Genomic DNA, 11115 nt, shown 5'->3' with positions numbered 1-11115 from the left:
AGGAGACCGCATGACGATCGATATCCAGCGGATGCAGGATCTGGCGCATGAGATCGTCCGGCTTCAGGGTGAACTCGACCGCGAGATCGAAAGCAGGCGGCGTGCGCTCGGCGTCGAACTCACCGGGCGGATCGTCGGGTTCGAACACGGCGTGCTCGATGCGCAGCGGCGGCTGAAAGTGTCGGTATTGCGGTTCGTCGCGCGGTCCGACCTGGTCTCGATCGTCACGGCGCCAGTGATCTATTCGCTGATCGTGCCGCTGGTCATCGTCGATCTCTGGGTCACCGCGTATCAGGCGATCTGTTTCCGCGCCTACGGGATCGCGCGGGTGCGGCGGCGCGACTACATCATGTTCGACCGCGCGCATCTCGGCTATCTGAACCGGATCGAGGCGCTGAACTGCGCCTTCTGCTCCTACGCTAACGGACTGGTCGGGTTCGTCCGCGAAGTCAGTAGCCGGACCGAGCAATATTGGTGCCCGATCAAGCACGCGCTGCGCGTCAGCGATCCGCTCCACCGCTATTATGCGTTCCTCGAATATGGCGATGCAGACGGCTATCGCGCGCGGTTGGCGGAGTTTCGCGACCGTCTTCGCGAGAGCGAGGCAGCGGATCGAGCGGCCTGATTGACCGCCGTCAATGTCGCGTGCGCGCTGACGTGCGACCGAGGCTCATGGAGAGCCGCGATGACCGAGCATGACGAGTTTGCCGCGCGCGTCGTGCCGTTTGCGAGGCGCTGGCATGTCATCCATGAAGTCGATCTGGCGCGGCTGGTTGCCGCCCATGCCCGGCTGCGTGACGTGTGCGATCGGCTGGAGGCGTGCGCCGATGCATTGCCGGGGCGGCTGTCCGATGCCGAGGCCAGGGCGATCTGCCGAAACTTGCGTGCCGTTGTCGTCAGTCACCCGCGTGACGAGACGGCGGTGGTCGACGCACTGTTCGCGCGGAATGTGCGCGATCCCCTGACGGCGGTGGTAATGGGGCGGGTGCAGGCGCGTCATGCGAGCGAGGCGATCCAGGCCGATGACATTCTCGCCGCGCTGTCCGGCGTTACGACGCCCTGCGCGGAAGCGTTCGGCTATATGTTGCGGAGCTTTTTCGACGGGTGCCGGATGGCGATGGACTTTACCCAGCTCGCCATCCTGATCCTCGGCGCCGGACGTCTCACGCGTGGCGCACGCGACATGCTCGTACGCGGGCTTTGCGAGCGCGGCGCGGTCTAGGCCGCCTCGGCGCGACCTTGCAGTGCATCCGGGTCGGAGATCGTGATTGCGCGGCCGCCGGGCAGGGCGATCACGCCTGCAGTCTTCAAACGGGTCATCTGGCGGCTCACCGTCTCGATCGTCAGTCCGAGCACGTCGGCGATCTGGCCGCGCGTGAGCGGCAGATCGAACGTCATCGGTCCGTCCGGCGTCGCGCGACAGCCGGTCGCCGTGGCCCGCGTCGCCATGTCTAGAAGAAAACCGGCGATCTTCTCCTGCGCGGATTGGCGTGCGAGCGACAGGATCCGCGTCCGGGCGATGCCGAGTGCGGCGAGCGTACGCTGCAACAGCAGCCGCTCCATCCGCGCGTGATCGTCCAGCACGCGTTCGAACGCGTCGCGCGGGAAGATGCACAGTTCGGACTCGGTCAGCGCAGTGATCGTGAAGTCGGCCTGGCCCGCATAGGGTTGGCCCACGAAATCGGCGGGATACAGCAGCCCGACGATCTGTTCGCGGCCGTCGGACGTCGCCGCCACCAGCTTGAGCACGCCCGACAGCAGGTTCGCGCAGATGATGCTCTCGTCGCCCGCCCAGATCAACGTCTGGCCGCGTGCGATCTTGCGGCGACGGCCGAGCGTATTCAGCGCGCCCAGCTCGACATCGCTGAGGCTGCTGCACAGCGCCTTGTCGCAGACCGCGCAATCCGCACAGATGTCGTGGTGAGCCATTGATCGAGTATAGTATGAAGGCGCGCGATCTCTGTGCGAATTCTTTACGCGACCGTTACGAGTTCGTCGAAGTGCCAGCGTCGTCTTCGATCGGCAGATGGAACTCGTGCCAGATGCCGTTGAGGATGCCGAAGCCAACCGCGAGGCCGAGGCCGAGGACCCAGGTGAAATACCACATGATCAGATGTCCTTAGTGATCGGGGTCAGTAGAAATCGGGGTTGGTCGCGACCTCCTGCGTCGTCACGCGGCCGAACATGACCTTGTACGCCCAGGCGGTGTACGCGACGACGATCGGCAGCAGCACCGCGGTGACGAACAGCATGATTCCGAGCGTCTTGGCGCTCGACGACGCGTTCCAGATGGTGAGGCTGGAATGCGAGTCGATGCTCGACGGCAGGATGAAGGGGAACATCGACAGGCCGACGGTCGCGATGATGCCGAGTGCCGACGCCGACGACCCGGCGAACGCCGCGGCTTCCGCGCCACATCGGATACCGAACAGCGCGAGCGCCGCGCCGCCGAAGCCGAGTACCGGGGCGATCATCATCCACGGGTAGAGGCCGTAATTGGCGAGCCAGCCACCACGCGCGAGTTCGCTGGTGGTGTGCAAGGGGTTTGACGGGCCCGAGGGATCGATCGCGCCGACGAGGCGGTAGCCGATGTCGCCATAGGCCACGAACGCCCAGCCGATCGCGAACAGCGCAAGCGACGCGAGGCCCGCGACCGTGCCGAACTTGCGCGCGCGATCGTGGACTGCGCCATGCTCGACCTTGATCGCCAGCCATGCGCTGCCGTGCAGCACCAGCATCGCGACCGACAACAGCCCGCACAGCAACGTGAACGGCGTGAACAGTCCGAGAAAGCTGCCGTCGAAGAACGCGCGCAGGTCGCCGTCGAGGCGGAAGGGGGCGCCCGACAGGACGTTGCCGACCGCGACGCCGAACACGAGCGCGGGGACGAACCCACCGACGAACAACGCCCAGTCCCAGCGCGAGCGCCAGGCAGGGTCGGGCCGTTTCGAGCGGTATTTGAACCCGACCGGGCGCAGGATCAGCGCCGCCAGGACGAGGAACATCGCGAGGTAGAAGCCAGAGAAGCTGATCGCGTAGACGAACGGCCATGCCGCGAAGATGGCGCCGCCCGCGAGGATGAACCACACCTGGTTTCCTTCCCAGGTCGGGCCGATCGAATTGATCACCATGCGTCGTTCTGCATCGTTGCGCCCCACGAAGGGTAGCAGCGCCGCGACGCCGAGATCGAAGCCGTCGGTCAGCGCGAACCCGATCAGCAGGATTCCCATCAGCGCCCACCAGATCAGACGCAGCGTTTCATACTCGAACATCGTCGTGTCTCCTGTCAGGCGGCCAAGGGAAGGGGTGGAGTCGGTGTTTCGAGGATCGGGCCCGCAACCGGTTGCGGGCTCTCATCATGCTCGAACGGTCCGTTGCGGATCGTCGCGAGGATCAGCCGCACCTCGATCACCGCCAGCGTGCCGTAGATCGCGGTGAAGCCGATGATCGTCGCCCACAGCACCCCGGGGGTCAGCGACGATGCCGCGAGGAACGTCGGCAGCACGCCCTCGATCGCCCAGGGCTGGCGACCGATCTCGGCCAGCATCCAGCCAAGCTCGATCGCGATCCATGGCAGCGGGATCGCGATGACGGCGAGCTTGAGGAACCAGCGTGTCTGGGTGTGCAGCCTGAGCGAGGTCAGCACGAACGCGGCACCGAACAGCGCGATCATGAAGAAGCCGATGAACGCCATGATCCGGAAGCTCCAGAACATCAGCGGCACGTTCGGCACGACGTCCCACGCGGTCGCCGCGATCAGCTGTGGGCTCGCCATGCGCGGATCGGCGACGTGGCGTTTCAGCAGCAGCGCATAGCCGAGGTCGCGCTTATGCGCCTCGAACCGAGCACGTTGGACGACATCGGTCCTGTCGACCTTGAGGCGCTGAACCGCGTCATAGGCGATGACGCCTGACGTAATCCGTTCCTGCGCCTTCAGCACCAGTTCGGACATCCCCGTCACCTCCTTGTCGAGGCTGCGCGTCGCGATCAGGCCGAGCACCCAGGGCACCTGCACCTCGTAACGGGTCTCGCGTGAGGCGACGTCGGGTATCCCGAACAGCGTCAGTCCGGCGGGGGCGGGCGCGGTGTGCCACGCGGCCTCGATCGCGGCGAGCTTCATCTTCTGGTTGTCGGTCAGCGCGTAACCGCTCTCGTCGCCGAGCACTACGACCGACAGCGATCCGGCGAGCCCGAACGCCGCGGCGACCGTCATCGAACGGCGCGCGACCGCGGTGTAGCGGCCCTTCAGCAGCCAGAAGGCGGAGACGCCGAGCACCACGACCGAGGCGCAGACATAGCCCGCGCTGACGGTGTGGACGAATTTCGCCTGCGCGATCGGGTTGAACAGGACCGCGCCGAAATCGCTGACCTCCATCCGCATCGTGTCGGTATTGAACTCTGCGCCGGTCGGGTTTTGCATCCAGCCGTTCGCGACCAGGATCCACAGCGCCGACAAATTGGTGCCGAGCGCGACCATGCAGGTGACGATCAGATGGCCGAGTTTCGACAGGCGTTCCCAGCCGAAGAACATTAGCCCGACGAACGTGGCCTCGAGGAAGAACGCCATCAGCCCCTCAATCGCGAGCGGCGCGCCGAAGATGTCGCCGACATAATGCGAGAAATACGACCAGTTGGTGCCGAACTGGAACTCCATCGTCAGCCCGGTGGCGACGCCCAGCACGAAGTTGATCGCGAAAATGCGGCCCCAGAACCGTGTGATCACGCGCCAGATCGGCCGGTTGGTCATCACGTACACGGCCTCCATGATGACCAGCATCATCGACAGCCCGAGCGTCAGCGGCACGAACAGGAAATGGTACAAGGCGGTCAGCGCGAATTGCAGCCGCGACAGATCGATGACCCCAAGGTCCATGATGATGCTCCCCACAGTGCCGTCGACGGCCCTGTCTGGATGCCGGGCTAGGCGCCGTCGGCGGCGCGAACATTGACCGCGGTCAAAGACGCGCGCGGGCTCGGCCCTGCATGCGATCGGCATGAACAGCATCGCCAAAGACCGGACACTGGCGTCACGCGCCTATCTGAAGGGGTGCGTCGCGGACGGCGGCGGGGTGCGGCTTTCCACGAGCCTGCTTCTGCTCGACACCGTCGCGGCGATCGGCTTTGCTGCCGGGCTGGCGGGCGGCGTGGTCGCGGTTCCTCAGGGCGTCGACGCTATGCTGCCCTGGGCCCTGCTGGCGGGCGTCTCGGCAATCGGGCGCGGTGCGTGCGCGATGCTGGGTGCGCGTCCAGGGTTCGGGCGTGCAGGTGCGTGGCCTGACCGGCGTCGCCTCGCGCCTCAACGGCCGCGAAATCTTCAGCGCGAACAATGGTCGCGCGATCCTGTGGAGCGACGTGACGCCCGAACTGATGTCGGCAGTCGACGTCTACAAGGCATCGACAGCGGACCTGATCGAGGGCGGCACCGGCGGCCAGATCGATCTACGCACCAAGCTGCCGTTCGACTTCAACGGCAAGTTCCATATCGCGGGCACCAGCGAACTCGCGCTCGGCGACATGGCGAACAAGGCGGATCCGTCGGGCTCGGTGCTGATCACCGACTCGTTCGATACCCCGATCGGCCGGATCGGCCTGCTCGGCGACGTTGCGTTCAGCCAGTTCAGCTCGCTGTCGCAGTTCATCCGCGTCAGCCCGTATTTCAAGACCACGCTCAGCGACGGCAGCAGCAAGTACGTGCCGAGCGGCTTCGCGTATGGCGACGAGGCGTTCCAGTATAAGCGCTACGGCATCTATGGCGCGGCGCAGTGGCAGCCGGCAGAGTCGCTGACCTTCACCGGCAGCTTCTTCCAGTCGCGCTACAAAAGCCAGTCGAGCGATTACGGTACGCAGCTCGATTCTCAGACGCTGGCGGTCGATCCGGCGAGCAGCACGTTCGACAGCAACGGCCTGCTGACGAAGACGGACGCGCTCTTCAATCGCGATACGGCCACGTTCCTTCCCACCGGCGGCGCGGTCAACAGCAGCGGCAACAAGGGGTTCGTGGAGAGTAATACGCGGACACGCGATTACTCGCTGTCGTTCGCCTGGGCACCCGTTGATAGCCATTTGTCGCTCAAGGGCTCGTTGCAGCGCGTCGACTCGCGTCAGATCTACGATCGCCTCGACATTTTTCGCGACATCGGCTTCGGCCAGAGCTTCGGCATGGATCTGACCGGCGACCTGCCGCAGATCACCGTCAGCCCGGCAACGCAGGCATCGTTCGCGAATCCAGCGAATTATTTCTGGACGGCGTCGATGCCACATAACGAACGCAACAAGGGCCGTCTCGACGCAGGGCAGCTCGATGCCGAATACAAGTTCGACAACAGCTTCTTCCGGTCGGTCAAGGTTGGTGGCCGTTATGCCAAGCGGACCGAGCGCGACCTGTCGAACGGCTATAACTGGACCGCGCTCGGCCGCGGCTGGAACGGCGACCCGCAGCTGACCTACGCTAACGCGGCGCCGGGCGACGTCGCCAGCCACGCGTTCAAGGACTTCTTCCGCGGCAACACGACGCTGCCTGGCAACCTGATGTTCGCGTCGGAAAGTCTGGCGGACCGGTTTAACGCCAACCGCACCGGGCTGGTAACGGCGCCGCCTGCCGGCTTCTGCACCGGCCGCGAGTTCGATTGTTCGGCCTCGGGTCCCTTGCCGGCCACAGGCTATGGCGGCGAGTTCAATCCGGACGGCACCCTGGCGATCAGGCCGGTCGGCTTCGTCTTGCCGGGCGATCAGGTCGAGAACCGCACCAAGAACATCGCGGGCTATGCGCTGGTGCGTTTCGGCCCCGAGGGCGACGCGCGCGGCATCTCCGGCAATATCGGCGTGCGGGTCGTGCGCATCGAGAACGAGGGCAGCGGCTTCATCCAGCAGAATGGCGGGACCGTCTTCATTCGCAATGGCGCTCTGGTGACGCTTGCGAACACCTTCCTCGCACGCGGCGGCAAGGCCGACTTCACGCGCGTCCTGCCGTCGGTCAATCTCGAATATGCGCCGACCGACAAGATCAAGGTGCGCGGCGGCTATAACATCACGATGGATCTGCCGACCTTCAACGCACTACGCGCGTCGGGTTCGATCGGTGTTGCGACGACGCCCAGCCAGACCCCGGGCGGGATCGGGACGTTCAACAACTTTACCGCGGACACGGGCAATCCGTTGCTCAAGCCAACGCTGTCGAACAATTTCGATCTCTCGCTCGAATATTACGGACGCGCGGGCACGTCGTTCCACATCGCTCCATTCTACAAGCGGCTGACCAACCTGCCGATCTACGCGCTCACGACCCGGCAGGTGACGGTCCAGTTTACCGATGGGACGACGGAGAACGTATCGGCGTCGGCCACCGACTACAGCAACTCGACGAAGGCGGCGACCGTCAAGGGCGTCGAGGTCGGCGGACGCTTCTTCTTCGACATGCTGCCGGGTGCGCTCGCCGGGATCGGGTTCGAGGGCAACTACACCTTCATCAAGAGCAGCAATCCGGGCGACGTCTACCGCGACATTACCGGCGCGGTGAAGAGCGACGCGCCGCTGGTGGGTCTGTCGAAGCACAATCTGAACGCGACGCTGCTATATGAGCGCAATCCGATCTCGCTGCGGATCGCGTATTCGTGGCGCTCGCAATATCTGCTGTCGACGAACAGCAACGGCACGAACGGCACGTACACCTATTACAGCGCGCCGGGCGTCGTCAGCAATCAGGATGGCGGCCTCGATGCCTCGACCCAGATCGCGCTGCCGATCTATGGCGGCAATTACGGGTCGATCGATGCCGGCGTCCGCTTCAAGGTGACCGACTATCTGTCGTTCGGCGTGCAGGGGACCAACCTGACCGCGTCGACGCAGCGTACGCTGATGGGCGGGTATCCCGGCGGCAAGCTGGTCGGGCGTAGCTGGTTCCAGGCAGATCGTCGTATCAGCACTGGTATCAACCTCGCCTTCTGACGATGATACGCCGCTCGTCGACACCGTGTCGGCGAGCGGCAAAGCGAGGCTGTGATGACCAAGCGGATCCTGATCGTGGGCGGCGGCACTGCCGGGTGGCTGACCGCAGGCTATCTCGCCAAGCGGCTCGGCGCTGATCTGCCGGGCGGCGTCGCGATCACGCTCGTCGAATCGCGTGACATCGGGATTCTGGGTGTCGGCGAGGGGACGTTCCCGACAATCCGGCGGACGCTGGCGACGATCGGGATTGACGAGGCCGACCTGATCCGGCGCTGCGGCGCGACGTTCAAGCAGGGTGCCAAGTTCGTCCACTGGCGCCACGCGCCGGGGCAGGGGGCGACCGATCATTATTCACACCCGTTCCAGGTCGCAGACGCGAGCGATGGCCTCGACCTGTTGCCCTATTGGCTGCTGGGTCTCGGCGGCACGGAGAATTGGGACGAGGTCTCCAACCCGCAGAAGAAGGCGGCCGACCGGCACCGCGCGCCCAAATTACCGACGCATCCCGATTATGTCGGGCCGCTAAACTACGCCTTCCACTTCGATGCGATTGCGCTGGCGGGGCTGTTGCGCGAGCAGGGCGTGAAGAACGGCGTCCGCCACATGTCCGACACCGTGAGCGAAGTGCTGCTTGATGCGGACGGCGCGATCGGTGGCGTTCGGACCGAGCGGAACGGGATGCTCGACGCCGATCTCTATATCGACTGCACGGGCTTTCGCGCCGAACTGATCGGCAAGGCGATGAAGATCCCGTTCCGCTCGTGCCGCGACGTGCTGTTCTGCAACCGCGCGATCGCTGCGCAACTCCCCTACACGCGGCCCGACGAACCGATCGCCTCGTACACGATCTCGACCGCGCAGGAGGCGGGCTGGATCTGGGACATCGGGCTCGATCGTCGCCGCGGCATCGGTCATGTCTATTCGTCCGACCATAGCGACGACGATGCTGCCGAGCGTGTGTTGCGCGGCTATCTAGGCACGGCGGGCGAGACGGCCGACGTGCGCCACTTCAAGTTCGAGGCCGGCTACCGCGAGGTGAACTGGTACAAGAACTGCGTCGCGGTCGGGCTGTCGAGCGGCTTTTTCGAGCCTCTCGAAGCGACCGGCATCGCGTTTGCCGAGGTGTCCGCCGGGATGATCGCCAACCTGTTCCCGTGGGGCGGTGATTACGAGACGTCCGCGCGCCAGTTCAACGCCAACATGCTCCGCCGCTACGAACGTGCGCTCGATTTCATCAAGCTGCATTATTGTATCTCGGAACGCCGCGACACCGCGTTCTGGCGCGACAATGTGGCCGACGCATCGGTGCCGGATCGTCTGCTGGAGATGCTGGATCGCTGGCGGTTCCGGCCGCCCAACGAGCTCGACATCGACGGGCAGGTCGACATCTTCACCGAGGCAAGCTGGCAATATGTCCTGTACGGCATGGGCTGGAAGACCGACCTGAGCGCCAAGGCAGGCGCGCTGCGCTACGCCGACGATGCACGCCGGGCGTTCGCCGAGGTGCAGCGCCAGGCGCGCTATGCGATCGCCAACCTCCCGTCGAACCGCGATCTGGTATCCTACGCCCAGTCCCACAGCTTTGGCGCGCGGGCCGCAGCGTGACCGTCACCCGGCCCGGGAAGATCACAAAGGTCGTGATCGTCGGCGGCGGCACGGCAGGCTGGATGACCGCGGCGGCCCTGGCGCGACTGGTCGCCAGCGGCGTTTCGGTCACCTTGGTCGAATCCGAGGAGATCGGCACGGTTGGTGTTGGCGAGGCGACGATCCCGTCGCTGCTCGATTACAACCGCATGCTCGGGATCGACGAGGACGCGTTCGTCCGCTCTACCGGCGCGACGTTCAAGCTGGGGATCGAGTTCCGCAACTGGACGCGGCTCGGCGACTCCTATCTCCACCCGTTCGGCACGCACGGCCGCGACATCGACGGCGTTTCCTTTCACCAGCTCTGGCTCCGTCAGGCTGCCTCGGGCAACGCCGATCCGGGACCGATCGGCGACTATTGCCTGTCCTCCGTGGCGGCTCGGCGCGGGCGGTTCACTCGGCCGAGCGCCAATCCGCAGTCGGTGCTGTCGACCTTGTCGTACGCGTTCCATTTCGACGCAGGCCTCTACGCGACGTTCCTGCGCGACATCGCCGAGCAGGACGGGGTGGTCCGCGTCGAGGGGCGCGTGATTGCTGTCGATCGGAATGCCGAAACGGGGTTCATCGAGGCGGTGCGGCTTGAAGGCGATCGCCGGATCGAGGGCGAACTGTTTATTGACTGCAGCGGTTTCCGGTCGCTGCTGCTTGGCGATACGCTGGGTGTACCGTTTAAGAGTTGGAAGCAGTGGCTCCCCTGCGACCGCGCCTGGGCGGTGCCGAGCGTACGACAGGGGCCACTAACGCCCTATACGCGGGCGACCGCGGATAGCGCCGGATGGCGCTGGCGGATTCCGCTCCAGCACCGCGTCGGCAACGGCTATGTCTATTCCAGTGCGCATATCGACGACGACGATGCCAAGCAGGCGCTACTGGCGGGGCTTGATGGCGCGGCGTTGGGCGACCCCCGTCAGTTGCGTTTCGAGGCCGGGCGGCGCGAGCGGCTCTGGGACCGGAACTGCGTGGCGATCGGGTTGTCCGGCGGTTTCCTCGAACCGCTCGAATCGACCAGCATCCACCTGATCCAGTCGGGGATCGCGCGGTTGATGACCCTGTTCCCCGATCGTGGTTTCGATCCGGTCGAAATTGACGAGTACAACCGTGTCATGCTCCGCGAATACGCGCAGGTCCGCGATTTCATCATCCTCCATTATCATGCGACCGAACGATCGGATCTCGCCATTCTGGGACCATTGTCGGACCATGGCGCTGCCGGAATCGCTGCAGGGCAAACTCGCGTTATGGCGGGGCAAGGCGCGGGTGTTTCGCGAGCAGGGTGAATTGTTCACCCCCGATAGCTGGATTGCGGTGTTGCTCGGCCAGAATGTGCAGCCGACGTCCTTCGATCCGTTGACGGGCGGGTTGCCGCTTGGCGAGGCGACGCGGTTCATGGCCCATATTCGAGAGATGATCGGCAAGACCGCCGAAGCGATGCCGACACACGAGGATTTCATCGCCCAGCACTGCGCGGCACCGATGTTCCGACAAGCATGATGGGGACGCGCTATTCGGCCGATGCCGCGGCCATGT

At 65.0% G+C, this 11115-nt stretch carries 10 protein-coding genes; 6 read left to right on the top strand and 4 right to left on the bottom strand.

The window, feature by feature from the left end:
* Positions 1 to 10: 10 nt before the first annotated feature.
* Positions 11 to 625, top strand: coding sequence for a hypothetical protein (locus QP164_RS06335; RefSeq protein WP_333922569.1), 615 nt, complete (start codon positions 11 to 13; stop codon positions 623 to 625).
* A 60-nt stretch (positions 626 to 685) separates the two neighbouring features.
* A complete protein-coding gene (locus tag QP164_RS06330; protein WP_333922568.1) occupies positions 686 to 1222 on the top strand; it encodes a hemerythrin domain-containing protein in 537 nt (178 codons plus the stop codon).
* On the opposite strand, the gene QP164_RS06325 is transcribed toward QP164_RS06330, so the two are convergent.
* From QP164_RS06325 to QP164_RS06310, 4 genes are read right to left on the bottom strand one after another with little or no spacing between them, the layout of a single operon-like run.
* Positions 1219 to 1929 carry a Crp/Fnr family transcriptional regulator gene (locus QP164_RS06325; RefSeq protein WP_333922567.1) on the bottom strand — a complete coding sequence of 237 codons (711 nt, stop codon included), beginning with the start codon at positions 1927 to 1929 and terminating at the stop codon, positions 1219 to 1221. The two genes, QP164_RS06330 and QP164_RS06325, sit on opposite strands and share 4 nt — an antisense overlap.
* Positions 1930 to 1984: 55 nt before the next feature.
* Positions 1985 to 2107 (bottom strand): cytochrome bd-I oxidase subunit CydX, encoded by a 123-nt coding sequence (gene cydX, locus QP164_RS06320; RefSeq protein ID WP_333922566.1) that lies wholly within the window; start codon positions 2105 to 2107, stop codon positions 1985 to 1987.
* A gap of 25 nt (positions 2108 to 2132) precedes the next feature.
* Positions 2133 to 3272 carry a cytochrome d ubiquinol oxidase subunit II gene (cydB, locus tag QP164_RS06315; protein WP_333922565.1) on the bottom strand — a complete coding sequence of 380 codons (1140 nt, stop codon included), beginning with the start codon at positions 3270 to 3272 and terminating at the stop codon, positions 2133 to 2135.
* Positions 3273 to 3286: 14 nt separating this feature from the next.
* A complete protein-coding gene (locus tag QP164_RS06310) occupies positions 3287 to 4873 on the bottom strand; it encodes a cytochrome ubiquinol oxidase subunit I (RefSeq protein WP_333922564.1) in 1587 nt (528 codons plus the stop codon).
* A gap of 365 nt (positions 4874 to 5238) precedes the next feature.
* On the opposite strand from QP164_RS06310, the gene QP164_RS06305 reads away from it, so the two are divergent.
* The 4 genes from QP164_RS06305 to QP164_RS06290 are packed head-to-tail and all read left to right on the top strand — an operon-like array spanning position 5239 to position 11079.
* Positions 5239 to 7944 (top strand): TonB-dependent receptor, encoded by a 2706-nt coding sequence (locus QP164_RS06305; protein ID WP_333922563.1) that lies wholly within the window; start codon positions 5239 to 5241, stop codon positions 7942 to 7944.
* Between the two features lie 54 nt (positions 7945 to 7998).
* Complete coding sequence (locus tag QP164_RS06300; protein WP_333922562.1) at positions 7999 to 9549, top strand: tryptophan halogenase family protein; 1551 nt, start codon at positions 7999 to 8001, stop codon at positions 9547 to 9549.
* Entirely contained in the window at positions 9546 to 10865 is a 1320-nt protein-coding gene (locus QP164_RS06295) for a tryptophan halogenase family protein (RefSeq protein WP_333922561.1), read from the top strand. Before QP164_RS06300 ends, QP164_RS06295 begins: the two co-directional genes overlap by 4 nt.
* Complete coding sequence (locus QP164_RS06290; protein ID WP_333922560.1) at positions 10789 to 11079, top strand: tryptophan 7-halogenase; 291 nt, start codon at positions 10789 to 10791, stop codon at positions 11077 to 11079. Before QP164_RS06295 ends, QP164_RS06290 begins: the two co-directional genes overlap by 77 nt.
* Positions 11080 to 11115 lie beyond the last annotated feature (36 nt).

It is taken from the genome of Sphingomonas sp. LR59 (genome assembly GCF_036855945.1).
Taxonomy (GTDB): Bacteria; Pseudomonadota; Alphaproteobacteria; order Sphingomonadales; family Sphingomonadaceae; genus Sphingomonas.
Note: the sequence above shows the minus strand (reverse complement) of the source record. Positions and strands in the feature narration are given on the sequence as shown.

Coding starts and splice junctions, on each gene's coding strand:
- QP164_RS06335 (WP_333922569.1), top strand. CDS start 11: ATGACGATCGATATCCAGCGGATGCAGGATCTGGCGCATGAGATCGTC.
- QP164_RS06330 (WP_333922568.1), top strand. CDS start 686: ATGACCGAGCATGACGAGTTTGCCGCGCGCGTCGTGCCGTTTGCGAGG.
- QP164_RS06325 (WP_333922567.1), bottom strand. CDS start 1,929: ATGGCTCACCACGACATCTGTGCGGATTGCGCGGTCTGCGACAAGGCG.
- cydX (WP_333922566.1), bottom strand. CDS start 2,107: ATGTGGTATTTCACCTGGGTCCTCGGCCTCGGCCTCGCGGTTGGCTTC.
- cydB (WP_333922565.1), bottom strand. CDS start 3,272: ATGTTCGAGTATGAAACGCTGCGTCTGATCTGGTGGGCGCTGATGGGA.
- QP164_RS06310 (WP_333922564.1), bottom strand. CDS start 4,873: ATGGACCTTGGGGTCATCGATCTGTCGCGGCTGCAATTCGCGCTGACC.
- QP164_RS06300 (WP_333922562.1), top strand. CDS start 7,999: ATGACCAAGCGGATCCTGATCGTGGGCGGCGGCACTGCCGGGTGGCTG.
- QP164_RS06290 (WP_333922560.1), top strand. CDS start 10,789: ATGGCGCTGCCGGAATCGCTGCAGGGCAAACTCGCGTTATGGCGGGGC.